Below are 25647 nucleotides of genomic sequence, written 5' to 3'. Positions count from 1 at the left end.
AACCCAAACGTCCGGAGAATAGCCATGCAAGACCCGACTCAATGCACTTCAGGCGACGATGACCGTATTGCCTGGGTGCGCGTGGCCTCGGTTTTCCTGCCGTTGGCCAACCCCATCAGCGATGCCAAGGTGCTGACCGGTCGGCAAAAGCCAATGACAGAAATCGCCATTCTGTTCGTGGAAATCGAGACCAAGGACGGCCACCGTGGCCTGGGATTCAGCTATTCCAAGCGCGCCGGCGGCCCTGGGCAGTTTGCCCACGCCCAAGAAGTCGCTCCCAGCCTTATCGGCGAGAACCCCAGCGACATTTCCAAGCTGTGGGAAAAGCTCTGTTGGGCGGGTGCCTCGGTGGGGCGTAGCGGCCTGGCGACCCAGGCGATTGGCGCCTTTGATGTGGCCCTGTGGGATTTGAAAGCCAAGCGAGCCAATCTTTCGCTGGCTCGTTTGCTCGGCGCCCATCGCGATTCTGTCCAGTGCTACAACACGTCGGGTGGGTTCCTGCATACGCCGCTCGATCAATTAATGATCAATACCGACCTTTCTCGAGACAAGGGTATCGGAGGGATCAAGCTCAAGGTTGGCCAGCCTGACCAGGCACTGGATCTGCATCGGGTCCGTACCATTCGCAAGCACTTGGGGGATGATTTCCCGTTGATGGTCGACGCCAACCAGCAGTGGGACCGGCCCAACGCGCAGCGCATGTGTCGCCAACTTGAGCAATACAACCTGGTCTGGATCGAGGAACCGCTCGATTGCTACGACGCCGAAGGTCATGCCGCGTTGGCCCGGGAATTCGATACGCCGATCGCGACCGGTGAAATGCTCACCAGCGTTGCCGAACACTGGGAGTTCATCAAATTGCGCGCGGCCGATTACTTGATGCCCGATGCGCCCCGTGTCGGTGGCATCACCCCTTATCTCAAGGTCCAGGCATTGGCTGAGCAAGCGGGGCTGATGATTGCGCCGCACTTTGCCATGGAACTGCATATTCATTTGGCCGCCACGTACAGCCGCGAGCCTTGGGTTGAACATTTCGAATGGCTGGAGCCGCTGTTCAACGAACGCATGCAAACCCGTAATGGGCGCATGTTGGTGCCCACTCAACCTGGCCTTGGGCTGTCCTTGAGCGAGCGTGTGGCGGGCTGGACGGCGAATCAGGCGGAGTTCGGGCAGCGTCCGTAAACCGATCGAGGAGAGAGGGATGTCATCGTTGAGCGATGAAGTGCTCCAACGCATCGAGCGGGTGGTTGGACAGGCAGGGTTGGTGCGTGACCCTGAGTTGATGCAGAGCTACCTGACGGACTGGCGTAACGCCTATCAAGGCCAGGCTGCCTTGGTGGTACGCCCGGCGACGACTGAAGAAGTGGCCGAAGTTGTACGCATCTGCCATGGCGCCCAGGTTGCCTTGGTGCCTCAGGGTGGCAACACCGGCTTATGTGGTGGCTCGATCCCTGATGCCTCCGGCAGCCAGGTGGTGTTGTCCTTGAGCCGGATGAAGCGCATCCGGGAAATCGACCTGGCCAATGAAACCATCACGGTAGAGGCGGGGGTGATTCTGCAGCAACTACAGGAAGCCGCCAGCCAGGTCGGTCGCTTGTTTCCGTTGTCACTGGGAGCGGAGGGCAGTTGCACGGTAGGTGGCAATCTGGCGACCAATGCCGGCGGCACGGCAGTGCTGCGTTACGGCAACATGCGTGAGCTAACCCTCGGCCTGGAAGTGGTGCTGCCTGACGGCCGCGTCTGGAACGGGTTGCGGGGCTTGCGTAAAGACAACACCGGTTATGACCTCAAGCACTTGTTTATCGGGTCGGAGGGCACGCTCGGCATCATCACGGCGGCGGTGCTCAAACTGTTCCCGGCGACCCATAGCACGGCGACAGCCTGGGTCGCGCTGCCTTCGCCACAGGCGGCGGTGGACTTGATCGGCCATGTGCGCAGCCTCTGCGCCGACCGCTTGACAGGCTTCGAGATGATGTCGCGCCAGAGCCTGGATTTTGTCCTCGATCACGTGGCCGGTTGCAGTGACCCGCTGGAAACGAAGCACCCTTGGTACGCCTTGATTGAACTGCGCGACACGGTGCCGGATGCGCCATTGACGCTGTTGCTTGAAAACGGCCTGGCCCACGCCTTCGAGTGCGGTTGGGTCATCGATGCGGTATTGGCCAGCAACCAGACACAAGCCGCGGCGCTGTGGGCGCTGCGCGAAGGTATTTCCGAGGCGCAGAATCATGAAGGCCCGAGCCTCAAGCATGACATCAGCGTGCCCGTGAGTCGGATTCCGGAATTCATCGAGCGCACCGATAGTGTCTTGCAGCAGGACTTTGCGGGGGTGCGCATTGTTTCTTACGGCCATATGGGCGACGGCAACCTGCACTACAACATCAGCAAACCGCTCGGCGATACGGACGCCTCGTTCAAGGCCCGGGAACACGCGATCATGGAGGTCATCTACCGGATGACGAGCGCCTTCAACGGCAGCATCAGCGCCGAGCATGGCCTGGGACAAGCCAAGCCTGACGCGGCGGTTCGCTTCAAGGACCCGCTGGAGATCGAGTTGATGCGTGCCATTAAGCGCACGCTGGACCCGGCCGGGTTAATGAATCCCGGGAAGGTCTTCGCCACTGCGCTGGAGTGATCGAGCCGGCCTCTGCTAGCCTGCTGCTCAAATGCCAGACATGGAGTGGGTGATGACTCAGGTAACCGCCACCAAAGACCGCGTGCGCATCAAGAACGTCGAAGTCCTTTCGGACAACTGGTACGTGCTGCGCAAGACCACGTACGACTACCTCGGCCGCGACGGCCAATGGCGCGAGCTGACGCGCGAGACTTATGACCGTGGCAACGGCGCCACCATCCTGCTGTACAGCAAGGCCAAGCAGACTGTGGTGTTGACCCGGCAATTCCGCTTCCCGGCCTTCGTCAACGGCTACGATGACCTGTTGATCGAAACCTGTGCCGGACTGCTGGACAACGACGATCCGCACACTTGCATCCGCAAGGAAACCCAGGAAGAAACCGGCTACATCATCCAGGACGTGCGCAAGGTGTTCGAAGCCTTCATGAGCCCGGGCTCGGTGACGGAACGGGTGCATTTTTTCGTCGGCGAATACTTCGATGAAGACAAGCTGCACGAAGGCGGTGGACTTGAAGCGGAAGGCGAGGAGATCGAGGTGCTGGAAATGTCCCTCGATCAAGCCCTGGGCATGATTGAGGACGGGGAGATTTGCGACGGCAAGACCATCATGCTGTTGCAGTACGCCAAGCTGCATCGGTTGCTGGATTAGCCGGCGCTCGACGGTGCTTCGCGCTTAGCTGGATTGGGCCTCGCTGTCGTCGAGTATATCGTCCAGGTATTCCGGCTGGTCCGTCTGGTCCGGTAATTCGGTCACGACACTGAAATCACTGATCTCGATAGCGCCTGCACCATGACCCAGCAAATGGAAGGAAAACGCCTTGCGCGGTTGCGGGTTGTCGAAATGGATGTCCATCACCAACGGCTGGTCGGGTGTCACCGCCACTTCAGTGGGCAAGTCCATTGGCACGTCCTGTTCAAACTCTTTGGCCTTGAGGGAAATATAGGCGGCTTGGTCCGCATCCATGGCGCGGATGGTCAGGCTGACGCGGGTTCGCGACCCCTTGGGCATTTCCAGGTATTGGGCTCCGATCAGATTGTCGGTCCAGTCGTTGGTGACCTGGGCCGGCAGCGGGATTTTATCCGCGCTGCCAAATTGATAATGCTGGTTCAGGGGTGTGCTCAGCAGAGTCTGGTCCAAAGCTGTGGCTCGGGCGCTGATCAGCCTGGCGCGCTGGCCGCTGTATTGTCCGTTATAGAGGGCGCGGTCGGCGACGAAGCCTTCGCTGGCGTAATAACGGCAATGCTGCAGGAAATCACACTCGGTGAAAGTGCCCTTGCCATCGTGATAGCGCAGCTTGCCATTGGTGAACGACATGATTTCCCGGCCCGTAGCATAGTCCCGGAACATCGAGCGGCCCGACAGCGACGTGGGTACTGCAAAACCGAAGTAATCGAGGATCGAAGCGGCCAGGTCGACATGGCCGTAGGTCCCTGATTTGATTCGGGGCAATGGCTCCGGCGCCAGCGTCAGGTTGAATCCCCAGGACGACGCCAGGCGTACATCATCGATGCCATGGGATTCGTCCGAGGTGATGACCACCAGGGTGTTTTCCAGGATGCCCTGGCGCTCGAGGCTCGTCAGGAAGCTGTCCAGTGCGTCGTCGAGGTAACCCACGGCGGCCTGCTTGGCAGAGTCGTAGCGCTGCAGATAGTCATCCGGTGCCGAGTACGGCTGATGGGTACCCACGGTCAGCAGGGTGAGCATCCAGGGCTTGTCCGCCTGTTGCAGCTGCCCGACGTAGTCCAGCGCGCCTTCGAAAAAAGTCTTGTCGTCCTTGCCCCAAGGGAATTCCAGGTAGGCCGGTTGGGTGAACCAGTCCATGCCCAGGGTCGTGTCGAAGCCGATGTGCGGCATGATTCGATCCTTGGCCATGAACCGCAGGCCCGCGCCCTGGAGGAAATGCGTGGAGAAGCCGTTCTGGCGCAGCTGGGCCGGCAGGCAGGCCTGGTTGCGCTGGGTCTGGTTCAGCATTTCGACGCCCTTGGGCGTGCCGTCGTTGAGTTTGTCGTAGTCGCCACACAGCATCGCGTACAGGCCACGAATGGTTTGGTGGCTGTGCAGGACGTAATCGGGTGTATTCATGCCGCGCTCGGCCCAGGCACTCAGGTGCGGCATCAGGTTTTCCTGATAGCGGCTGTTCAAGGCCTGGCGGTTAGCGTTCAGGTAGGCGCCGGGAATGCCTTCCAGGGTGATGACCAGCACGTTGCGCGCTCGCCCCGGTTCGGCCAATAGCTTCGCGCCATTGAGGTCCAGCTGGGTAAGCCCTTCCATCGGCGGCAGCGGATCCACGGTATCGCCTTCGAGCCATTGTTGGGCCCGCTCCTGTCCGGCCGCGATACCTGCCGTGACGAGTTGGTGGGGCAGGTTGAACACATTCCACTGGTCTGCCTCGCTGGGTCGCCAGGTTTGTACCGCGCCGTGGGCCAGTAAAAGCAATACCGGCAATGCCCAGGTGTGGCGCGGCAAGTGTGGCGTCAGTTGGCGTCGGCTGCCCCATTGGACCACCAGCCATAACGCCAGCGCTGCCAGTTGGAGCGCGGCCAGCCAGGGATGGGCGAAGCCGCCGCTGGTGGAGTTCTCGACGAATTGCGGGTCGATCAGGTAGTGCACGTCCGAGGGGGTGGGCATCCGCCCTACGGCGCTGACCAGTTCGATGCTGGTCAGCATCAATGTGCTCCAGGTCAGCAATATCGGGAGTGCCAGCCACCAGGGACGACGGTAAAGCAACACGATCAGCAACCCACCGATGCCCAGGTCCGAGAGATAGCCCAGCGGGTCGGACCAGCCCAACGCCAGACGCAGGCTGATCGGAACGAGTAGTACGCATCCCATCAGGGCGATGAGGGAGGCGAGCGGGTGGGTTGCACAGCGGTAGAGAGCTTTCACAAGACAAAGCCTTTCGGTTGAAGCCAATCCATTGAATACACGCCCTGTGGGAGCGAGCTTGCTCGCGATGGCGGTGTGTCAGTCCACATGGATTCAGGCTGATCCGACGCTATCGTGAGCAAGCTCCCACAGGGGTTTGTCTTCGGTCATGAAATTGTCATAAAACTGGATGGTACCAAGTGTAGACGTCCATGGCCGGGTCAATGACCCGTGTCTGGCTACGCTAGGCTGTGGTTCACTGGCCTGGGCCCCTACAATGGCCGCGGAGCGCTGCTTTGGGGGCGCAGCAAACTTGTATCAGGATTTCTCATCGGGGGCTGGATGGACAGGTTTCAGGAAATGCAGGTTTTTCTCGCCGTGGCCCAGGACTCTGGATTTTCGGCGGCTGCGCGACGCCTGGGCCTGTCGGCGGCCAGCGTCACACGAGCGGTGGCGGCGTTGGAGCAACGCATCGGCACGCCCCTTTTGGTTCGCACCACGCGCAACGTGTACCTGAGCGAAGCGGGCCAGCGCTTTCTCGACGACTGTCGCCGGATCCTCAGCGATTTGCAGGAGGCCGAAGACTCGGCAGCCGGCAGTCACGTCCAGCCCCGTGGACAACTCACGATCACTGCGCCGGTGCTGTTTGGCCAGTTGTTCGTCACGCCGGCGCTGGTCGATTACCTGCATCGGTTTCCCGAGGTCAGCATCAACGCCTTGCTGCTGGATCGCACGGTCAGCCTGGTCGAGGAGGGCATCGACGTTGCCGTGCGCATTGGCGAATTGCCGGACAGCAATCTTCACGCCGTCCGTGTCGGTGAAGTGCGACGGGTGGTCTGCGGCTCCCCGGATTTTTTCGAGCGCCATGGACGGCCACGACATCCGGATGATCTGGAGCGGATGCCCGTCGTGGCGTCATCGGCCATTGGCCAGATCAAAAGCTGGACCTTCGCCGAGGCGGGCCAGCCATTGGCCGTCCGGCCTGTGCCTCGGCTGGTGGTGACGGCTAACCAGGCCGCCATCACCGCCGCCTGCCTGGGATTGGGTATGACGAGGATCCTGTCTTATCAAGTGGCAAGCAATGTGGCTGCCGGTGAATTGGAAATCGTCCTCGCCGACTTCGAACTGCCGCCCCTGCCGATCCATGTGGTGTACCAAGGCGGGCGTAATGCGCCGGCGCGGGTTCGCAGTTTTGTCGATTTCACCGTCGGCGCGTTGCGCGAACATCCGGCCTTGAGCGGCTGAAGCATTGTTTCTCATACTGAAACAATGGATTGCATTTCTGGGTGATTCTCTTGTTTTTACCTTGAGTGGAAGATGAGCCATCGACGCTGTTGTGCTGACGGCGTCACTTGCAGCGGAGTCGACCATGAATCCTATCAAGCACTACCACTTCCCGCTTTCCGGCCATTCCCATCGCGTTCAACTGATGTTGTCGTTGCTCGAACTACCCGTCGAGGAGATTTTCGTCGACCTGGCCAAAGGCGCGCACAAACAGGCTGATTTCCTGGCCATCAATGCGTTTGGCCAAGTGCCAGTCATTGACGATAACGGCGTGGTATTGGCGGACTCCAACGCCATCCTGGTGTACCTGGCGCAAAAATATGGCCAGGGTCGCTGGCTACCCACCGACCCGGTGGGCGCCGCGCAGGTGCAGCGCTGGTTGTCGGCGGCAGCCGGACCGATTCATGCGGGGCCGGCCACGGCACGGCTGATCACGGTGTTCGGCGCGGCCTATAACGCCGAGGACGTGATTGCCCGTTCCCACAATGTGCTGAAAGTCATCGATCAGGAACTGAGCGGTCGTACTTACCTGGTAGGGGAAACGCCGACCATCGCCGATATCGCCGGCTACAGCTACATCGCCCACGCACCGGAAGGCAATGTGTCGTTGGAGGACTATGCCCATGTGCGGGCCTGGCTGGCGGGAATCGAAGCCTTGCCAGGGTTCGTGGGCATGCCACGTACAGCTGTCGGTTTGCAAAAGACGGCGTGAGCAGCCGAATAACCTGAAGTTCTCCACCCTACGGAAGCAAAGCGTTAATCTGCGAGGCTTCCAAGGGGTGGTGAGGTTTCATGACTTTTCTTTTCCGGCTATCGCTGGCCCTCGCCGGGTTGCTGTTGGGTGGTTGCGAACAGCCTCCGGCCCCGTCCCTCGATCAACAACTCTATATCTGGCAACGCCAATGGACGCCGGCCCACGAATCGGCGTTGCGCCAGAGTCGTGAGGACTTTTCCCTTCTGCGGGTGCTGGCGTTGCAGGCTTTCCCCGGGGCTGGCTGGAGCCGCGCGCGGATCGATCCGGCAATGCTCAAGGCTGATGGCCGACCGTTGATTGCCGTGATTCGCCTGGACGGTCAGCTCAAATCCCTGGACCAGGACGAAGTAATCTCGCAAATCCAGCAGGTACTGAGTGACTGGCAAGCCCAGGGCCTGGCCCCGGTGGGGGTGGAGATCGACCATGACGCCGGTAACGCGCGGTTACCGGCCTACGGGAGATTCCTGACCCAGCTGCGGCAGACCTTGCCGGCCACGCTGGGGTTAAGCATCACCGCACTGCCTGCCTGGCTCGACAGCCCCGCACTGCCTGGGCTGCTGGAGACGGTGGACAGCAGTGTGTTGCAGGTTCACGCGGTGAGCGACCCGCGACAGGGGCTGTTCGATCCGCAACAGGCCCAGCGCTGGGCTGAACGCTGGAGCGACGTCACTACACGACCGTTCTACCTGGCCCTGCCGGCCTACGGCGTGGCGCTGCTGACGTCGGAGAGCGGCGTGCCGGTGGTTGAAAGCGAAGTGCCGATCGACCGGGGCGGCGAGCGTCGGGAGCTGCTGGCCGATCCGCAGCAAGTGGCCGGGCTTGCGGCAGACCTGCGCGCTGAACCGCCTCAACACCTGGCCGGGCTGATCTGGTTTCGCCTGCCGCTGACGGGCGACCGGCGGGCCTGGAGCCTGACGACCCTCGGGGCCGTTGCCCGAGGGGATAGCCTGGACAGTCGCCTCGGTGTGCAGCTACAGGAACAGGACGGTTTGTACGATATTCGGCTGGTCAACCGGGGCAATCTCGACAGCCCCTGGCCCCAGCGGCTGACGCTTGCCGTCGGCGGGTGTGATGGCGTCGATGCCCTGGCGGGTTACACGTTGCAACAAGCCCCCGGACTGCTTACCTTCACCCGCATTCAGGACGGCCGTTTGGCCGCTGGCACTCAACGGGCAATCGGTTGGGCGCGCTGTACGAAAATTGACCAAGGAGGTTTCAATGTTTACCCGTAAGTGGCCTCGTCACCTGCTGTGTTTGAGCCTCAGCCTGCCGTTGGGCCAGGTGTTGGCCTGCGGACCGGACTTCCCGATGCGCTTGCTGGATAACCGCGCGCAATCACTGGCCGAATTACCCGAAGGCAGCTTTCGCTTCGAGGTCAGTCGCCTCGGCCAGGCGATTGCCGGGCTCAAGCCTGTCACCGATGCGACTCGCAACCCGGATTACAGCTATGACGATATGTCCTCCTACGTCGAACAACGCAGCAAGGCCGAGCAGATTGGCCTGACCCCGCCACAACAAGCGGTGGTAGAGCGTTTACGGGCGCTGACCGATGTCGAGCAGGTCGCCATCGAAGCGGCAACCCTGCCTGCCGAATTGCGCTTGTACGCGATGGGTGCGACTGCTTTTAGTGCCGGTGAGCATCAACGGGCCGCTGAGTCGTTCCAGCAGTTGCTGGCGTTGCCAGCCGAGCAACGCCAGCTGCGCAGCACTTGGGCTGCGTACTCCCTGGGACGGGCCTTGTTTGCCCTGAGTACCGAGGCCGGTGGCGGCGAACCTGCGGCGCTGCTGCAACAGGCTCGGAAAGCGTTCCGCCAGGCCCGCGAGCTGAGCATTGCCGGTTTTAGCGATCCGCTGGAGTTGGGTGTCGCGAGCCTCGGTGAAGAAGCCCGGGTGGCCTACACCGTTGACGATTGGGACAGCGCCGTCGGACTGTACGCGACCCAGTCCCTGCAAGGTTCCCAGGTCGGCTACAGTTCTTTGCTGCAATTGGCCGGTGACCTGAGTGCCCAGCCGGATGAGCGCTTGAGCGAATTGCTCAAGGTCAAAGCGGTGCAGCGCCTGGTCACCGCGTACTTGCTCAGCCGCATCGGCTGGTGGGACGGTGAGGAGCCGTCGGGGGAGAAAAGACTTTTCACACTGTTGCAGGCCAATGCCCAGGACAACCTGGACGATGCCGACCGCCTGGCCGCAGTGAGTTATCAACACGGCGATTACGCCAGCGCCAAGGCCTTGGTGCAAAAGGCCCCTGACACGGGCCTGGCCTGGTGGGTGCGAGCCAAGCTGGCGTTGCGCGACGGTGACAAGGTCGCCGCCGCTGCGGCTTATGCCAAGGCGGCCCAGGCCTTTCCGAACGATGAGTCCTGGGGCAGTCGACGTACAGCGGATTGGGACTACGAGTCAGTGCAACCCAAGTGCCGGGTCGAGGGCGAAAGCGCAATCCTGGCGTTGCAACGGGGTGATTACCTGCAAGCCTTCGATCAGCTCTATCGCGGCCAAGGCAACTATTGGTACGACGCTGCCTTGGTTGCCGAACGGGTGCTGACGGTGGATGAGCTCAAGCAGTACGTCGACGCTCAAGTCCCGGCGCCACCGGCGTTGAGCCAACAGGACCGCGACAACTACGTGCCATTGCCGGTGGCTGCAAGCTTGCGCAATCTGCTGGGTCGTCGCTTGTTGCGCGAAGGGCGCTATGACGAAGCGCCGGCTTATTTCGACAATGCCGATCTGCAAAACAAGGCTCGGGCCTATGGGCAATCGCGCCAGGATGCCGAGTCCAAATGGTGGCCAACTCGGCGGGCTGAGGCGTATTTCAATGCGTCCGGGATGGCGCGAAAATGGGGCATGGAACTGCTTGGCTACGAGATGGCGCCGGATTACGCCAGCCTGGGGGGCAACTACAGCCTGGAACCCGTCGAGCTGAAGGTCGGGCCGCTGGTGGCCGAAGGTGAAGTGCAACGCCAGACGGCCAGCGCCGCGCAACCGGACGTGCGTTACCACTATCGTTTTGTCGCCACGGCGCTGGCGAGCCAGGCGGCGGATAACTTGCCCCATACCAGCCAGGCGTTTGCGGCAGTGTTGTGTAAGGCGGTCGGCTACAACTCAAGCCTTGGAGAGCAAAGCGCGTTGTATCAGCGCTACGTGAAGGAAGGCCCGTACGTGGATTGGGCTGAGGATTTCGGTCATCAATGCCAGGAGCCGGAGTTCCGCAACGCGAACAAACGTTACGTCACACAGGCCTTGGAGCCCATACGTTCGACGCTGCGACCGTATAAGGGTTTGCTGCAAGTGGGTGGTTTGGTGCTGGTGGTGGCAGTGGCGTTGGGATTGATCAGTCGGCGCCGGCGCAAAACCCGGATCTCAGCCAGTTGAGGTAAGCGGATCACTGTGGGAGCGAGCTTGCTCGCGAAGGCGGAGGGTCAGGTACGGGGGTGTTGATTGTGCAGCCGCTATCGCGAGCAAGCTCGCTCCCACATGGGGTCTAGGTTGGTTGCAAGATGGGTGCGCACCGCCAATCCTCTGTGGGAGCGAGCTTGCTCGCGATAACGGTGGGTCAGCTTGCATCAATGTCTGATGTGCTGCCATCTCGTGATTAAGCTCGTTCCCACGGGGTCAGCTGTACGTTGTTACATCTGCGTCGCCATCCCCTCTACACCCATGGCTGCCTGGCGCAACGCTTCCGAGCGCGTCGGGTGTGGATGGCAGGTGAGGGCGATGTCTTCGGCCGACGCGCTGAATTCCATGGCCACGCAGTATTCGCCGATCATTTCGCTGACGCTCGGACCGACCAGGTGCACCCCGAGGATTTCGTCAGTACGTTCATCGGCCAGGACTTTGGCGAAACCCTCGGTCTCGTGGTTGATCTTCGCCCGGCTGTTGGCTGTGAACGGAAACTTCCCGACCTTGTAGGCGCGGCCTTCAGCCTTGAGTTGTTCCTCGGTCATGCCGACGCTGGCCAGTTCCGGGCGGGTGTAGATGACGCTGGGGATCAGCCCGTAGTTGACCTCGGCAGCCTTGCCGACGATCTGTTCGATGCAGGCCATGGCCTCGTCTTCGGCCTTGTGGGCGAGCATGGGTCCAGAGGTTACGTCGCCGATCACCCAAACCCCGGGTGCTTCGGTGCGGTGATGCTGGTTGGCGAGCATGCCGCGTTTGTCGGTGCTCAGCCCGACGTTCTCCAGACCCAGCCCTTGGGTATAAGGCCGACGACCGATGGCGACCAGCACATAATCGGCATCCAGGGTCTGCGCTTCGCCGCCCGTCGCAGGTTCAACCTGCAGCTGCACGCCGCTCGCCGAGGAAACGGCGCCAGTGACTTTGGAGCTCAGCTTGAACGCGATGCCCTGTTTGCCCAGGGCTCGCTGCAACGCTTTGCCCGCCTCGCCATCCACGCCGGGGCAGATGCGATCAAGGTATTCCACCACCGTCACCTGAGCGCCCAGGCGCCGCCAGACCGAACCCAGCTCAAGGCCGATGACGCCGGCGCCGATTACCACGAGATGCCGGGGCACTTCACTCAAGGACAACGCGCCAGTGGAGTCCAGGATGCGCTGGTGATCGATGTCCACCCCTGGCAGCGGCGTGGGCTCGGAGCCCGTGGCGATGACGATGTCCTTGGCGCTGAGCTCGGTCTTGCCGCCATGTTCGTCGGTGACGGTCACCTTGCCGGGCCCGTCGATGTGGCCCCAGCCTTTGATCCAGTCGACCTTGTTCTTGCGAAACAGGAACTCGATGCCCTTGGTCAGGCCCGTCACGCTTTCCTCTTTCTGTTTCATCATCTGCGCAAGGTTGAGGGTGGGTTTGACGTCGATACCCAGGTTGGCGAATTCCGGGCCGGTGGCGGCTTCATAGAGTTCCGAGGCATGGAGCAGGGCTTTGGAGGGCATGCAGCCGACGTTCAGGCAGGTGCCGCCGAGGGTGGCGCGGCCTTCGACACAGGCGGCTTTCAACCCCAATTGTCCGGCACGAATCGCCGCGTTATACCCGCCGGGCCCGCCGCCCAGAATGACCACGTCGTAGTTGCTCATCGCCGTTCTCCCGCTTGGCCTGATAAAAAATTATGTACGTAATATGAGCGTTTCCAGAGAATTCGGTCAAGGCTTAAGTCAAGGGGCTCACAGGAGCCTTGTGATGAAGAATTCAAAACGGAAATTTCACAGCAATGGTTATAAGGTAACGACATATAACGGAGCGGCGGTGGCGTCTGTCCATTGCCCCGGACTTTGATCCGTCAGCGACGCTGGAGTGGTATGCAAGTCGATCTTGATGTCGAGGGGGCACAGGTTGCCGAATGGCCGCGCTTTCAGCAGGCGCCGTTTCAAGGACGTCGTTTGAAGCGGATTGCTTTCGGGCTGGTCAGCCTGGCAGGCGCGGGATGGGTGCTGGCGTTCTTTGTCGGACTGTTTTCACCGCAATCGCTGTGGCCGGCGCTGCTGGTGGGCCAGAGCGCGGGTCTGCTGGTGCTGGCGACGGGTTTGCAATCGGCCTGGTGGGTGACGCAGTGGCGGGGCAGGGCGTTGGGGCCGGCTGTGGATATCTCCACGATCGACGAAGAGCCTGTTGATAACTTGGGCTGGTATGAGCGCTTGCTCGAGCGAATCAGTGCGCGCTGGGTCGGCCTGTTGAGGCAAATCGGTGCCCCTACTTTGTGGCTGGCCGGTGGGTCCGCGTTGATATTGCTGAGTCTGGAGCAAACCTGGAATCTGGCATTGCCTGCTGCCGCGCTCGGCGTTTCTGCCAGCGTAGGTGCGGTACTTTCATTGTTGTTAGCGTTTGGACTACTGGTATTCGAACGCCAATTGGCCCAGCAGCCAGCGGTGGAGTGGCCGGAAGCAGCGTCGCTGGCGCAATTGACGCGGGTAGCGATCATTGTCCTGGTGCTCGGTGCCTTGTGCTTGTTGTTCGCCACGGAAACGTCCATCTGGCCGGTGCGATTGGCGGTGCTGATGGGTGTGTTGCCGGGGCTGGTGGCAGCGGAGTTGCTGCTGCGTGCAGTGCTGTCGTTATTCAGCCCCCGCCGGGATTCCTTGGAGCCGACCCTGTTGGGTCACAGTGTGATCGCCGATCTGCTGCGCTGGCCGCCTCGACCGCTAATGGCCTTGCAACACGAGCTGCACAACCGCTTCGGCATCGACCTGCGGCAAATCTGGGCCTTCAGTTACATGCGTCGAGCCTTTTTGCCGGTGCTGGCTCTGGTCGCGCTGGTGGGGTGGTTGTTAACGGGCGTGCATGAAGTGCCGCTGCAAGGGCGCGGCATTTATGAGCGTTTTGGTAAGCCGGTGGAGGTGTTCGGCCCCGGCTTGCAGGTTGGATTGCCTTGGCCGTTGGGCAGGGTGCTGAGCGTCGAAAATGGCGTTGTGCATGAGCTGGCCACCAACGTCGGCGATAAACGGCCGCCCGCGGCCGCCGACCCGGCTGAGGGGCCAGCCCCGGATGCTGCCAATCGCTTGTGGGACGCCAGCCATGTGAACGACAAGTCCCAAGTCATAGCCAGCCGTCGTGCAGATCAGCAGAGCTTCGAGATCGTCAACATGGACGTGCGCTTCGTTTATCGCATCGGCTTGAGTGACGCCGCAGCGTTGGCGGCGACCTATAACAGCGCCGATGTACCGACGCTGATCCGCAGCACTGCCAGCCGCATCCTGGTGCATGAGTTCGCCTCGCGTACGCTGGATGGTTTGCTGGGCGTGGACCGTGTCAGCCTGGCCGATGAAATTGGTCGTGCCGTGCAGGCCGACTTGCAGTCGCTCGACAGCGGCGTGGAAATTCTGGCGACGGTGGTCGAAGCGATTCATCCGCCGGCCGGCGCGGCCAATGCCTATCACGGTGTGCAAGCGGCGCAGATCGGTGCGCAGGCGCTCATCGCCCGGGAACGCGGCGCGGCGGCGGAGCAGAGCAACCAGGCGCAACTGCAAGCCAGCATTGCCCATGACCAGGCCCAAGCCACCGCCCGGGAAATAAACGCGACTGCCCAGGCCGCCGACTTGCGCTTCACCGCTGAACGCAAAGCCTACGCAACGGCCGGCCATGCGTTTGTGTTGGAGCAATACCTCAGCCAACTGAGCCAGGGCCTTGGCAATGCCAGGTTGCTGATTCTTGATCATCGCCTGGGTGGCAGCGGCAACGCGCCGACCATTGACCTTCGTACCTTCACGCTGCCGGCAGACCCTGCCTCGCCGCGTAACCCTGTCCAGCCAGGAGCTGCCCATTGAGCCAGTCTTCTTCACACGATCACCACGACCACGTCGGTCACGATCACGGCCATGCCGGTCATCACCATGGGCATCACCACCACCATCACGGCGATCCGCATCAAGCCGGCCCGTTTCCCTGGCGGCGGATGGGCTGGGCGGCGCTGCTGGTGGGATTTGCCGTCGCGGCCGCCAGCCTCGTGCAAGTGCGTTCGGGGGAGGCTACGGTGATCACGCGTTTCGGCAATCCAGCACGGGTGCTGCTGCAACCGGGGTTGGGCTGGCGCTGGCCGGCACCGTTCGAAGCGGCCATTCCAGTGGACTTGCGATTGCGCACAACATCCAGCGGTTTGCAGGACGTCGGCACGCGCGACGGGCTGCGGATCATCGTCCAGGCGTACGTGGCGTGGCAGGTCCAGGGTGATCCAGACAACGTGCAGCGTTTCATGCGCGCGGTACAGAACCAGCCGGACGAGGCTGCCCGGCAGATCCGCACCTTCGTCGGGTCGGCGCTGGAAACCACGGCGGCCAGTTTTGACTTGGCGAACCTGGTCAACACCGATGCCAGCCAGGTACGCATTGCCGATTTCGAAGCGCAGCTGCGTCAGCAGATCGATCAACAGCTGCTGACCACCTACGGCGTGCGAGTGCTGCAAGTCGGTATTGAGCGCCTGACCTTGCCTTCGGTGACCCTGACCGCGACGGTGGATCGTATGCGCGCCGAGCGCGAAACCATCGCCACCGAACGCACGGCCATCGGCAAGCGCGAAGCGGCGCAGATACGTTCCGCTGCGGAGCGGGATGCGCGAATCGTGCAGGCCGATGCCACGGTCAAAGCTGCTGACATCGAGGCGCAGTCCCGAGTGCAAGCTGCTGAGATTTATGGCCGGGCATACGCCGGCTCGCCGCAGCTCTACAACCTGCTTCGCTCGCTGGATACCTTAGGCACTATCGTCAGCCCGGGATCCAAGCTTATTTTGCGCACCGACGCCGCGCCATTCCGGGTGTTGGTAGAGGGGCCTCCCGCCGTGGAACCCAAAGGTGGAACACAACCATGAGTTTGGTTCCACGTGGAACAAATGAGTTGTCCAGCCCGTGGATCCAGGCAGGGCGCTTGGCCTTTTTGGCGCTTTACGCGATCACGGTGTTGGCGGCGTTGGCCTGGGCTTTTTCCAATGTACGGCAGATCGACCCGCAGAGCCGCGCGGTGGTGCTGCACTTCGGTGCCTTGGATCGAATCCAGGATGCGGGCCTTTTATTGGCATGGCCTCGTCCTGTGGAACAAGTGATTCTACTGCCTGCGGCAGATCGAGTTCTGGAGCGACGGGTAGAAAACCTGCTGCGCTCGGATCCCGCTTTGCAGGCTGATCGCGTCGCCAGTTTCGCTACGCCGGTCAGCGATGCCTTGGCCGGTTCCGGTTATTTATTGACCGGTGACGCGGGCGTTGTGCAACTGGATGTACGGCTGTTCTACAAAGTCATCGACCCCTACGCTTTTGTTTTGCAGGACGAACATGTACTGCCGGCACTGGATCGATTGGCGACCCGCAGTGCCGTGGCCCTTACCGCCGCACGGGATCTGGACACCATCCTGGTGGCTCGTCCCGAACTGATGGGCAGTGACAACCAAGCCGCCGAACGCCGTGAGCGCCTGCGCGGCGACCTGGTGCAAGGTATCAACCGACGTCTGGCCGATCTTGCTGCAACAGGGCAGGGGCTGGGTATTGAAGTGGTTCGGGTCGACGTGCAGTCGAGCCTGCCAGGGCCGGCGGTGAGTGCATTCAATGCGGTACTGACGGCCAGTCAACAGGCGGACAAAGCCGTCGCCAACGCACGAACCGAAGCCGAAAAACTGACCCAGACAGCCCGCCAGGACGCCGACCGCGCCGTGCAAGTCGCCCATGCCCAGGCCAGCGAACGGCTCGCCAAGGCGTCGGCCGACACTGCCACGGTGCTCGGCCTGGCGAAGGCTCAAGGCACCGATCCGCAAATGCTGCTGCGCCTTTATCGCGAGCGCATGCCCGCTATCCTTCGGCGCGCCGGCTCAGTGACGACGGTCGATCCGAAAGACGATTCCCGCCTGATCATTCAGGGAGCCGAACAATGACCGCTCAAACCGGTGCCGCGCCGATGTTGTCTAGCGCCGAACAACGTGCCGCGGCCCGTCAATTGACCTTGGCGATGCTCGCTCTGGGTCTGCTCATTCTGGGCCTGGTGTGGCGCGGTTGGTCGCCGGAACAGAGTGGTGTCAGTCAACTGTTGTTGGGGTTTGCCTCGCTGTTGGTGGCGATCCCGGTGATGCGTTCGGCCTGGTACAGTCTGCGCTATCCGAGCTTGCACGGGATCACCGATCAGCTGATTGCCCTGGCGATGCTTGGTGCCTGGGCCACCGGCGACCTGCTGACGGCCGCGTTGCTGCCGATCATCATGATCTTCGGCCATGTACTGGAAGAGCGCAGCGTCATCGGTTCCCAGGAAGCGATCCACGCCCTTGGGCAATTGACCCGCAGTCAAGGCCGCAAGGTGCAGGCCGATGGTTCGATCCTTGAGGTCGATAATGGCACGTTGCAACCCGGTGATGTGGTGGAGGTGCGCGCCGGGGACCGGGTGCCGGCCGATGGTCGTGTGTTGTCCGGCCAGGCCAGTCTCGATACGGCGCCGATCACGGGTGAGTCGGTGCCCTTGGAGGCCGTGGTCGGTACCGAAGTCTTTGGTGGGGCGATCAACCTCGATGGGTTGCTGCGCTTGGAAGTGACTCGCACCGGCAACGAGTCAACCTTGGGCAAAGTCATTGCCCTGATGCAAAACGCCGAGCGCTCCAAGCCGCCCATCACTCGATTGCTGGAACGCTATGCCGGCAGTTATCTGGTGCTGGTGTTATTGCTGGCAGCGGTGACCTGGTTTGTCACTAACGATTCCCAAGCGATGCTGGCGGTGTTGGTGGCGGCGTGTCCGTGCGCGTTGGTGCTGTCAGCGCCGGCGACGGCCATTGCCGGGATTGCAGTGGCGGCGCGCCACGGGATTCTGATCCGCAGCTCGGCCTTCCTGGAAGAACTGGCGGACCTGACGTCGTTGGTCGTCGACAAGACGGGCACGCTGACGTACGGCGCCCTGCGCCTGCAATCCATCGAAACTGCGCACGATGACCATGCCCTTTTACGGGCATTGGCAGCCAGTCTCGGCTCGGCCAGCAGTCATCCGGTCAGCCGGGCGTTGGCGGGGTTGGTGGAGCAGGAGCATTGTCTGCCATTGACTGATATCCATGAGCGTCAAGGTCTGGGTGTGGTGGCGATGACCGCACAAGGCGAGGCGGCCCTTGGTCGGCCGGAGTTGTTTACTCAGTTGGGCATCGAGACTTCAGCGGTTCCCAACCACGACGGCCCGATTGCCGGCCTGGCCCTGGACGGGCAATTCCTCGCCTGGCTGCTGCTGGCTGACAGCGTCAAGCCGGAAGCGCGGGCTGCCATGGCTGAACTGCGGGAGTTGGGGCTTGGGCGTCAGCTTTTGCTGACGGGTGACCGCCAGAGTGTGGCCAACACCCTGGCGCGGGATATCGGTATCGGCGATGTACAGGCCCAGGCGTTGCCGGAAGACAAACTCAAGCGGGTCATGGCCGAAATCGATCACGGTTTCCGGCCCATGGTGGTGGGCGATGGGATCAACGATTCCCTGGCGCTCAAGGCTGGAGTAGTGGGCGTCGCGATGGGCGCGGGCGGTGCGGACATTGCTCTCGCATCGGCGGACGTCGTGCTGATCGGCAGCGACCTGCGGCGTCTCGGCACGTGCGTGAGGCTTAGCCGCCACTGCCGACGCACACTGCAAGTCAACGTGATCATCGGCCTGGGGTGGACGCTGGCAATCGTTGCCTTCGCGGCATTCGGCTGGCTCGGTGCGGCAGGAGCAATGATCGCGGCGCTGCTGCACAATTTGAGCACACTGCTAGTATTAGGCAATGCCGGACGATTGCTGCGCTTTCAGGAGCCGTTGCTGAAAATCCAAGAGAAGGAAGCCGTTGGATAGCCCCTGCGAACTGTGCGCCGCACTGACAGTCTGCTATTGGAGAGGGCATACCACGCCGGTGACCACCCCATGCAAGGAGTGAAGTTGGGATAGCGATAGAAGAAGGCTATGTATTCGATAGCCTGCTATTTTTCTACGATGGTCTACCTTATTTTCAGACGTCTGAAACAAGGGGGATATCTCATGCTCACGCAACTTCCACCGGCCTTACAGAATCTGCATTTACCGCTTCGGCTGCGGCTCTGGGATGGCCATGAATTCACGCTGGGTGCCGATCCCAGCGTCACGATCGTGGTCAAGGACCCACAAATGGTCGCGCAATTCACCCATCCCAGCCTGGATGCCCTGGGGGCGGCGTTTGTAGAAGGCAAACTTGAGCTTGAAGGTTCGATTCACGAAGTCATTCGTGTCTGCGATGAATGGAGCCAGGCGCTGCTTGAGGAAAACGCCGATAACCTGCCGGTGCGTTCGATCCACGACAAGGAAACCGACGCCAAGGCGATTTCCTATCACTACGACCTTTCCAACACGTTCTATCAGTTGTGGCTCGACAGCGACATGGCCTATTCCTGCGCCTATTTCGAGACGGGCAGTGAATCTCTCGAGCAGGCCCAGCAAGCCAAATTCCGCCACTTGTGCCGCAAACTGCGCCTGGAACCCGGTGAATACCTGCTGGATGTCGGCTGCGGTTGGGGCGGTCTGGCGCGTTATGCGGCACGGGAATTCGGCGCCAAGGTGTTTGGTATTACCCTAAGTAAAGCGCAATTGGCGTTGGCCCGGGAGCGAGTCCAGGCGGAAGGCTTGGAAGATCAAGTGGAGTTGCAGCTGCTGGACTACCGTGACCTGCCTCAGGATGGCCGCTTCGATAAGGTGGTCAGCGTCGGAATGTTCGAGCACGTCGGCCACGCCAACCTCGAACAGTACTGCAAGACCCTGTTCGGGGCTGTGCGCGAGGGTGGGCTGGTGATGAACCACGGCATCACCGCCAAGCACACCGATGGTCGTCCGGTCGGTCGCGGCGCGGGGGAGTTCATCGAGAAGTACGTGTTCCCCAACGGCGAGCTGCCGCACTTGTCGATGATCTCCGCCCACATCAGCGAAGCGGGGCTGGAGATTGTCGACGTGGAAAGCCTGCGCATGCACTACGCACGCACGCTGGATCATTGGAGTGAGCGTTTGGAGGACAACCTTGAGGCCGCCGCGAAGGAAGTGCCGGAGCAGGCGCTAAGGATCTGGCGTCTGTACTTGGCCGGCTGCGCCTATGCATTTGCCAAGGGCTGGATCAATCTGCACCAGATCCTGGCGGTAAAGGCCCACGCGGATGGCAGCCATGAGCTGCCCTGGACCCGTGACGACATCTACACCCCTTAAAGAATCGGGGAGATAAGCCGGGCGATCCGCATGCCAATCTTTTGCAGGCGATGGGTATCCCGGCTTTCCTGTTTGTCGATTTCCTGGGCTTGGGCGAAGTCCTGCTCGAGCATCTGCTCGACCTCGCTGGCGAACGGGATATCCACGGTCAGCAGCATCACTTCGAAATTCAATCGGAATGAACGGTTGTCCAGGTTCGCACTGCCGATGGCGCTGATTTCGCGGTCAATCAGCACCACTTTCTGATGCAGGAAACCCGGCTTATAACGGAACACCCGCACACCGGCGCGCACCGCTTCAAACGCATACAGGCTGGAAGCCGCATAGACGACCTTGTGGTCCGGTCGTGAGGGCAGCAGGATGCGCACGTCTACCCCACGCAGCACCGCCAGGCGCAACGCGGCGAACACCGCTTCGTCAGGAATGAAGTAGGGCGTTGTGATCCAGACTCGTTCGCTGGCCGCGTGAATGGCCTCGACAAAAAACAGTGAGCAGGTTTCATAGGCGTCGGCCGGACCGCTGGCCAGCAACTGGCAGAGCACACCGTCGTCCGGGTAAGAGTCTGGCAGGATCAGTGGCGGCAACGAACGGGCCGCCCAGAACCAGTCTTCGGCAAACGACTCTTGCATGCTCCCCACCACCGGCCCGCTGACTTCGACATGGGTGTCGCGCCAGGGTGCCAAGGGCGGTTTTTCGCCCATGTATTCGTCGCCCACGTTGTGTCCGCCGACGAAGCCCAGGACACCGTCCACCACGACGATCTTGCGGTGGTTGCGAAAATTGACCTGGAACCGGTTGAGCCAGCCGCTACGGGTAGCGAAGGCTTTCACGTGGACACCGCCGTCGCGCAAGGCCTGGACGTAGCGGTGGGGCAGGGAGTGGCTGCCAATGCGGTCATACAGTAGATACACCGCCACACCTTCGGCGGCTTTCTTCAGGAGCAGTGTTTGCAGGCGTTGGCCAAGTCGATCGTCATGGATGATAAAAAATTGAACCAGCACGGCTTCTCGCGCGTCGGCGATGGCCTGGAAAATTGCCTCGAACGTGGCATGGCCGTTGACCAGCAATCGCACCTGATTGTTCGCCAGGCAGGGCGTGCGCCCCAGTTTTGGCATGGCCCGTAACGAGGCGTAGGCCTGGGAAGCGCGGGCGGTCAGGGCTTCTTCGACCCATGGCCGCCAGTTGAGCTCGGAAATCGCCTTGCGCATCTCTTCGTTGGCTTGCCGACGCGCCTTGATGTAGCCATCGAAGGTGCTGCGCCCGAACACCAAATAGGGAATCAACGTCAGGTAGGGAATGAACACCAACGACAGGGCCCACGCGATGGAGCCTTGGGCTGTGCGCACTGTCAGTACCGCGTGGACAGCGGCGATCGAACCCAGGGTGTGGAGTAGCGCGATCAGGTAACCGAAAACATGCGGGCCAAAAAAATCCATGGGGCAGCCTAACTCCTGAAACTTCAATGCTTAACAGACCATGTTCCAGGGCGGATGTCGCTATTTAATTCACTCATCCCGGGCCTGAACCGAAGCCTGTGGGCGGCGTCTAACGGGCACTTGTCCTCTGGAGTTTACGCAATGAATGTTCGTCTGCTGGGTTTGGCCTTGGCGGTTGGCTTGTCGGTTCCGATGGCGGCTCAGGCGCAGATGCTTCAACCGGGTTTGTGGGAACTGACCACCAGCAACATGAAAGTCGATAACCAGAACCTGCCGGACCTGCAGCTTCTCCTGGGCCAAGTGCAAAACCAGATGACCCCGGAGCAACGGGCGATGCTGGAGAAGCAGGGCATCACCATGGGCGGCAAAGGCATTCGTGTGTGTCTGACTCCGGCGCAGGTGCAAACCAATGACATTCCGTTGCAAGATCCGCAATCGGGTTGCAAGCAACAAATCACTGAGCGGACCGGCAATCAGTGGAAGTTTCGCTTCAGCTGCCCGAAAGCCCAGGGTAATGGTATTGCGACGTTCCAGAGCGATCGTGAGTTCACCACCAAGGTCAACGGCACCTTTAACGCGACCGGCATCCAACAGAACGGCAGCCTCGACACCCGCGCGGTGTGGCTGGGGCAGGATTGCGGGACGGTCAAGCCGAGGGCCTGACCCTCCTTTCAGACGCTGAGGACCCCGTGGCGAGGGAGCTTGCTCCCGCTGGGCTGCGCAGCAGCCCTATAAGGCCTACCGCCAAGCCTGATCAAGGCCGACTCAAAGCCTCATACAACGTATTGAGGTTGTATTCGAACAACCCCGTGAAGGTGCTCGCCGGCCCACTGGCCGCGAGCGCATCGGAGTACAGCGTGCCGCCAATGTGCGCGCCGCTTTCGTCGGCAATCTGCTTGAGCAGGCGCGCATCCTTGATATTTTCCATAAACACCGCTTTGACTTTCGCCCGACGGATCTGGGTAATCAGCGCCGCAACTTCTGCCGCCGAGGGTTCACGTTCGGTGGACAAACCCTGAGGCGCCATGAACTCGATGCCATAGGCCTGACCGAGATAACCGAAGGCATCATGGGACGTCACGATCTTGCGATTGCCGGGTGGCAGAGCACCTAGCTTGGCCTTGGCTTCGGCGAGCAAGGCGTAGATTTTCTTCAGGTAAGCCTGGCTGTTGCGTTCGTAATCGGCCTTGTTAGCCGGGTCTGCGGCTTCCAGCGCCTTGGTGATGTTGCTGACATACAACTCGGCATTCGCCAGGTTATGCCAGGCATGCGGGTCGGGGATGGTTTCGCCATCTTCATCCAGGGAGCGTGGGATCACCCCACGACTTGCGCTGATCACCGGTGTGCTGGTTTCGGTGCTGGTGACCAGGCGATCCAGCCACGGCTCGAAGCCCAGCCCATTCTTGATGATCAGTTTTGCCTTGAGCAGCGCCTTGGCGTCGTCCGGCGTGGGTTCGTAGGTGTGCGCATCGGCGTCCGGGCCGACCATGTTGGTGATTTGGATATGCTCGCCGCCGACCTGTTGGGTCATGTCGGCGAGGATGCTGAAGCTGGTCACCACCTGAAGTTTTTCGGCGGCAGATACAGACATGGACAGCATCAGACTGAACAGCACGAGCAGGACGCGCATCGGGAAACACCTCATTGGGATGTGAGCAAAGGCGGGCGGCGCAACAAACCGTGCACCGGACCGAATACCACGGACAGCAGATACAACGCGCCCGCCACCAGTACGATGGCGGGCCCGCTGGGCAGCGATAGATAGAAAGACAACAACAGGCCAAACCACACCGACAGGCAACCGAGCAGCGCCGCGACCATCATCAGGATCGGCAGCCGACGGCTCCAGAACCGCGAGGCGGCGGCCGGCAGCATCATCAATCCGACCACCATCAGCGCACCGATGGCTTGGAAGCCGATCACCAGGTTCAACACCACCAGGGTCAGGAACACACCATGGGCCAAGGGACCCAGGCGGCTGACGGTTTGCAGGAATAGCGGATCCAGCGTGTCGAGCAGCAAGGGCCGATAAATCAACGCCATCGCTACCAGGCTGGCCCCGGAAACCCAGAGCATGCCGGTGAGTGTCGGGCCATCTACTGCCAGTGCCGAGCCGAACAATAGGTGAAGCAGATCCAGGCGCTTGCCGGCCATGCCGAGAATCAACACGCCTGCTGCCAAGGAAATGGGATAGATCGCCGCGAGGCTGGCGTCTTCCCGCAGACCGGTACGACGGGTGATCCACGCGGCCAGCCCAGCCATACTCAGACCCGCGCCGAGGCCGCCCAGCGTCAGGGCTGGCAAGCTCAACCCGGCGAACCAGAACCCCAAGGCCGCGCCGGGTAAAATGCCGTGAGCCACGGCGTCGCCGATCAGGCTCATGCGGCGCAGAATCAAAAAGACCCCCAACGGGGCCGTACTGCATGCCAACACCAGGCCGCCAAACAAGGCCCGGCGCATGAAGACGAACTCCTGAAAGGGTTGCCAGAAATGGGTCGCCGCGAGGAGCATCAGGCCACCTGCGTGTAAGGTTGCTGGGCGATCAGGTCGACACTGCGGTCGAGTACACAGCCGGTATGGCTGATCAGCAATGTGTCAGGCATGTGCTCGCGTACTGCCGCCAAGTCATGACAAACCACCACCAAGGTTCTGCCCGCAGCGTGCCAGCCATGGATGTGTTGCCACAGGAGCGTCTGGCCTTGTTCGTCGAGGGCCGCGTGGGGTTCGTCGAGCAACAGCAGCGGTGCTTCAGCCAGACTCAGGCGAGCGAGCAGGGCGCGTTGTAACTCACCGCCCGACAGGGCCATCAAAGGGCGATGTTCCAGGCCTGTTAGAGCCCAGTTTTCCAGGACGGTCTGAAGCAACTGTCTTCGCATGGCCGGCGTGTGGCGATTGCCCCAGGAACCAGCGGCCACCAACTCTTGCAAACTGATGGGGAATTGTCGGTCCAATTGTTGCTGCTGTGGCAGGAACGAGACACCGCCACGCCGTGGAACACTCAGCGTGACTTTGCCGGACAGCGGTTTTTGCAGCCCTGCGAGCACTTTCAGCAAACTGCTTTTGCCCGACCCGTTGGCGCCAATGATGGCGGTCAGGCTTCCCGCCGGCCGCTCCATGTTCAGCGACGGCGTGAGGGGTTGTCCGGGTGCGCCCCAGCGCAAGGTTTGGCAACGGATCATGATGCCTCCCGCTGCCAGCGGCTTTGAGCCACGGCGTCATGGGCATGCAGGCTTTCGGCGTGGACGACGCGAACATCGAGGGCGACGATGCTGGATGATCGTCGCAAGGCTGTGCTTAATCGCCGAGCGGCATCCTCGCAGAACATCAGGTTTTGACCGTTGGCGAGAGCGAAGGCCTGTTCATCGGCGCGTTTGACTGCGGTTTGCACAGCGGTGCCGAGGGCTGCTTCAGCTTCATTGATCAGAGACAGCAGTGGCAATTCGTCGACGTTGGTCTTCAGCCGTAGACTCAGGTTAGCGGTACTGCGCTGGCTATGAGGGGTAGCAACAATGCCGTTTGCGGAACCCAACCACGCGAGGACTTCGGCGTGCTCAAGCTTTTTGTTGGCGAAGTCCTCCACGAATTGCTGCTGGATTAACTGCCGGGCCAGTGCTGCCGAGCAAGGGCAGGTGGAGGAATAGGGGATCTGGATTTTCAGTTCCACGTGGAACACAGCGTTTTTCAGCTGCGCTTCAATGCTCACCGGATAACGCTTCCAACCAGCCAAAGGGCTGATCAACGCCGAGCGCTTGAGCAGCAAATCAGTATGAATGCTTAGGGACGCGGTCTGGGATAAGCCTTCGTGGCTATCAAGAAACTGCTGCAATAGGCGGCGCAAGAGCATCGGGGAAAGGGGCGTCTCTTCCAGCATTTCCAACGCCAGGTACAGACGGGACATGTGAATGCCTCGAGCGTCTCCATCGTCGAGGCTGACACCTGCGTCGGCGATCGCGCTCAGACGCTGACCGTCGATTAACACGGGTGTTGCAATGCCACACATACCGACCCAATCGAGCGGCAGAGCTTGGCGTGAAACCTGCGCAGCAACGTCTGGCAGCGTTAACGCATTCATGGTCAAGGTCCATCGTAGGTTC

The 25647-nt window shown here is 61.3% G+C and carries 20 protein-coding genes; 13 read left to right on the top strand and 7 right to left on the bottom strand.

Annotated elements, in window-relative coordinates:
- Nucleotides 1-24 precede the first annotated feature (24 nt).
- The 3 genes from QNH97_RS28800 to nudK are packed head-to-tail and all read left to right on the top strand — an operon-like array spanning nt 25 to nt 3284.
- Complete coding sequence (locus QNH97_RS28800) at nt 25-1182, top strand: L-talarate/galactarate dehydratase (protein ID WP_283554944.1); 1158 nt, start codon at nt 25-27, stop codon at nt 1180-1182.
- Between the two features lie 19 nt (nt 1183-1201).
- Nucleotides 1202-2635, top strand: coding sequence for an FAD-binding oxidoreductase (locus QNH97_RS28795; protein ID WP_283554943.1), 1434 nt, complete (start codon nt 1202-1204; stop codon nt 2633-2635).
- Between the two features lie 52 nt (nt 2636-2687).
- Nucleotides 2688-3284 (top strand): GDP-mannose pyrophosphatase NudK, encoded by a 597-nt coding sequence (gene nudK, locus QNH97_RS28790; protein ID WP_283554942.1) that lies wholly within the window; start codon nt 2688-2690, stop codon nt 3282-3284.
- Between the two features lie 24 nt (nt 3285-3308).
- Here the strand turns inward: nudK and QNH97_RS28785 are convergent, their stop codons facing one another.
- Nucleotides 3309-5522 (bottom strand): LTA synthase family protein, encoded by a 2214-nt coding sequence (locus QNH97_RS28785; RefSeq protein ID WP_283554941.1) that lies wholly within the window; start codon nt 5520-5522, stop codon nt 3309-3311.
- A 321-nt stretch (nt 5523-5843) separates the two neighbouring features.
- Between QNH97_RS28785 and QNH97_RS28780 the strand changes: the two genes are divergently transcribed.
- From QNH97_RS28780 to QNH97_RS28765, 4 genes are all read left to right on the top strand, one after another.
- Nucleotides 5844-6746 (top strand): LysR family transcriptional regulator, encoded by a 903-nt coding sequence (locus QNH97_RS28780; protein WP_283554940.1) that lies wholly within the window; start codon nt 5844-5846, stop codon nt 6744-6746.
- Nucleotides 6747-6870: 124 nt separating this feature from the next.
- Nucleotides 6871-7497, top strand: coding sequence for a glutathione S-transferase family protein (locus tag QNH97_RS28775; protein WP_283554939.1), 627 nt, complete (start codon nt 6871-6873; stop codon nt 7495-7497).
- A gap of 80 nt (nt 7498-7577) precedes the next feature.
- Complete coding sequence (locus QNH97_RS28770) at nt 7578-8771, top strand: DUF3142 domain-containing protein (protein ID WP_283554938.1); 1194 nt, start codon at nt 7578-7580, stop codon at nt 8769-8771.
- The gene (locus tag QNH97_RS28765; protein ID WP_283554937.1) at nt 8758-10908 is read left to right on the top strand and encodes a hypothetical protein; all 2151 of its coding nucleotides are present in this window, start codon (nt 8758-8760) and stop codon (nt 10906-10908) included. The genes QNH97_RS28770 and QNH97_RS28765 overlap by 14 nt, the downstream gene beginning before the upstream one ends.
- Nucleotides 10909-11162: 254 nt before the next feature.
- On the opposite strand, the gene lpdA is transcribed toward QNH97_RS28765, so the two are convergent.
- On the bottom strand, nt 11163-12563 hold the full coding sequence (gene lpdA, locus QNH97_RS28760; RefSeq protein ID WP_283554936.1) for a dihydrolipoyl dehydrogenase: 1401 nt from the start codon (nt 12561-12563) through the stop codon (nt 11163-11165).
- 222 nt (nt 12564-12785) lie between these two features.
- Here lpdA and hflK (QNH97_RS28755) point away from each other — a divergent pair, with 222 nt between their 5' ends.
- The 5 genes from hflK (QNH97_RS28755) to cfaB all read left to right on the top strand — a co-directional run bounded on the left by hflK (QNH97_RS28755) (nt 12786) and on the right by cfaB (nt 20117).
- Nucleotides 12786-14747 (top strand): protease modulator HflK, encoded by a 1962-nt coding sequence (hflK, locus tag QNH97_RS28755; RefSeq protein ID WP_283554935.1) that lies wholly within the window; start codon nt 12786-12788, stop codon nt 14745-14747.
- Nucleotides 14744-15784 (top strand): protease modulator HflC, encoded by a 1041-nt coding sequence (hflC, locus tag QNH97_RS28750; RefSeq protein WP_283554934.1) that lies wholly within the window; start codon nt 14744-14746, stop codon nt 15782-15784. Before hflK (QNH97_RS28755) ends, hflC begins: the two co-directional genes overlap by 4 nt.
- Nucleotides 15781-16833: a protease modulator HflK gene (gene hflK / locus QNH97_RS28745; RefSeq protein ID WP_283554933.1), complete on the top strand. Its 1053-nt coding sequence runs from the start codon at nt 15781-15783 to the stop codon at nt 16831-16833. Before hflC ends, hflK (QNH97_RS28745) begins: the two co-directional genes overlap by 4 nt.
- Complete coding sequence (locus tag QNH97_RS28740) at nt 16830-18746, top strand: heavy metal translocating P-type ATPase (RefSeq protein WP_283554932.1); 1917 nt, start codon at nt 16830-16832, stop codon at nt 18744-18746. The genes hflK (QNH97_RS28745) and QNH97_RS28740 overlap by 4 nt, the downstream gene beginning before the upstream one ends.
- Nucleotides 18747-18929: 183 nt before the next feature.
- Complete coding sequence (gene cfaB / locus QNH97_RS28735; RefSeq protein WP_283554931.1) at nt 18930-20117, top strand: C17 cyclopropane fatty acid synthase CfaB; 1188 nt, start codon at nt 18930-18932, stop codon at nt 20115-20117.
- Here cfaB and cls read toward each other — a convergent pair.
- Nucleotides 20114-21553, bottom strand: coding sequence for a cardiolipin synthase (gene cls / locus QNH97_RS28730; RefSeq protein ID WP_283554930.1), 1440 nt, complete (start codon nt 21551-21553; stop codon nt 20114-20116). The two genes, cfaB and cls, sit on opposite strands and share 4 nt — an antisense overlap.
- A 141-nt stretch (nt 21554-21694) precedes the next feature.
- Between cls and QNH97_RS28725 the strand changes: the two genes are divergently transcribed.
- On the top strand, nt 21695-22216 hold the full coding sequence (locus QNH97_RS28725; protein WP_283554929.1) for a DUF3617 domain-containing protein: 522 nt from the start codon (nt 21695-21697) through the stop codon (nt 22214-22216).
- A 91-nt stretch (nt 22217-22307) separates the two neighbouring features.
- On the opposite strand, the gene QNH97_RS28720 is transcribed toward QNH97_RS28725, so the two are convergent.
- The 4 genes from QNH97_RS28720 to folE2 are packed head-to-tail and all read right to left on the bottom strand — an operon-like array spanning nt 22308 to nt 25625.
- Complete coding sequence (locus QNH97_RS28720; RefSeq protein ID WP_283554928.1) at nt 22308-23183, bottom strand: metal ABC transporter substrate-binding protein; 876 nt, start codon at nt 23181-23183, stop codon at nt 22308-22310.
- An 11-nt stretch (nt 23184-23194) separates the two neighbouring features.
- Nucleotides 23195-24064 carry a metal ABC transporter permease gene (locus QNH97_RS28715; RefSeq protein WP_283554927.1) on the bottom strand — a complete coding sequence of 290 codons (870 nt, stop codon included), beginning with the start codon at nt 24062-24064 and terminating at the stop codon, nt 23195-23197.
- Nucleotides 24064-24732, bottom strand: a complete 669-nt coding sequence (locus QNH97_RS28710; protein ID WP_283554926.1) for a metal ABC transporter ATP-binding protein — start codon at nt 24730-24732, stop codon at nt 24064-24066. Before QNH97_RS28710 ends, QNH97_RS28715 begins: the two co-directional genes overlap by 1 nt.
- Nucleotides 24729-25625, bottom strand: a complete 897-nt coding sequence (gene folE2, locus QNH97_RS28705) for a GTP cyclohydrolase FolE2 (RefSeq protein ID WP_283557572.1) — start codon at nt 25623-25625, stop codon at nt 24729-24731. Before folE2 ends, QNH97_RS28710 begins: the two co-directional genes overlap by 4 nt.
- Between the last annotated feature and the right edge of the window lie 22 nt (nt 25626-25647).

The organism is Pseudomonas sp. G2-4, from assembly GCF_030064125.1.
Lineage (GTDB): Bacteria > Pseudomonadota > Gammaproteobacteria > Pseudomonadales > Pseudomonadaceae > Aquipseudomonas.
Note: the sequence above shows the minus strand (reverse complement) of the source record. Positions and strands in the feature narration are given on the sequence as shown.

What these genes read in the sequence shown, in the direction of transcription:
- QNH97_RS28800 (WP_283554944.1), top strand. Translation starts at nt 25, where the DNA reads ATGCAAGACCCGACTCAATGCACTTCAGGCGACGATGACCGTATTGCC.
- hflK (WP_283554933.1), top strand. Translation starts at nt 15,781, where the DNA reads ATGAGTTTGGTTCCACGTGGAACAAATGAGTTGTCCAGCCCGTGGATC.
- QNH97_RS28795 (WP_283554943.1), top strand. Translation starts at nt 1,202, where the DNA reads ATGTCATCGTTGAGCGATGAAGTGCTCCAACGCATCGAGCGGGTGGTT.
- QNH97_RS28710 (WP_283554926.1), bottom strand. Translation starts at nt 24,732, where the DNA reads ATGATCCGTTGCCAAACCTTGCGCTGGGGCGCACCCGGACAACCCCTC.
- lpdA (WP_283554936.1), bottom strand. Translation starts at nt 12,563, where the DNA reads ATGAGCAACTACGACGTGGTCATTCTGGGCGGCGGGCCCGGCGGGTAT.
- QNH97_RS28780 (WP_283554940.1), top strand. Translation starts at nt 5,844, where the DNA reads ATGGACAGGTTTCAGGAAATGCAGGTTTTTCTCGCCGTGGCCCAGGAC.
- QNH97_RS28725 (WP_283554929.1), top strand. Translation starts at nt 21,695, where the DNA reads ATGAATGTTCGTCTGCTGGGTTTGGCCTTGGCGGTTGGCTTGTCGGTT.
- QNH97_RS28715 (WP_283554927.1), bottom strand. Translation starts at nt 24,064, where the DNA reads ATGCTCCTCGCGGCGACCCATTTCTGGCAACCCTTTCAGGAGTTCGTC.
- QNH97_RS28740 (WP_283554932.1), top strand. Translation starts at nt 16,830, where the DNA reads ATGACCGCTCAAACCGGTGCCGCGCCGATGTTGTCTAGCGCCGAACAA.
- QNH97_RS28720 (WP_283554928.1), bottom strand. Translation starts at nt 23,183, where the DNA reads ATGCGCGTCCTGCTCGTGCTGTTCAGTCTGATGCTGTCCATGTCTGTA.
- cfaB (WP_283554931.1), top strand. Translation starts at nt 18,930, where the DNA reads ATGCTCACGCAACTTCCACCGGCCTTACAGAATCTGCATTTACCGCTT.
- folE2 (WP_283557572.1), bottom strand. Translation starts at nt 25,625, where the DNA reads ATGAATGCGTTAACGCTGCCAGACGTTGCTGCGCAGGTTTCACGCCAA.
- cls (WP_283554930.1), bottom strand. Translation starts at nt 21,553, where the DNA reads ATGGATTTTTTTGGCCCGCATGTTTTCGGTTACCTGATCGCGCTACTC.
- hflK (WP_283554935.1), top strand. Translation starts at nt 12,786, where the DNA reads ATGCAAGTCGATCTTGATGTCGAGGGGGCACAGGTTGCCGAATGGCCG.
- QNH97_RS28770 (WP_283554938.1), top strand. Translation starts at nt 7,578, where the DNA reads ATGACTTTTCTTTTCCGGCTATCGCTGGCCCTCGCCGGGTTGCTGTTG.
- nudK (WP_283554942.1), top strand. Translation starts at nt 2,688, where the DNA reads ATGACTCAGGTAACCGCCACCAAAGACCGCGTGCGCATCAAGAACGTC.
- QNH97_RS28765 (WP_283554937.1), top strand. Translation starts at nt 8,758, where the DNA reads ATGTTTACCCGTAAGTGGCCTCGTCACCTGCTGTGTTTGAGCCTCAGC.
- QNH97_RS28775 (WP_283554939.1), top strand. Translation starts at nt 6,871, where the DNA reads ATGAATCCTATCAAGCACTACCACTTCCCGCTTTCCGGCCATTCCCAT.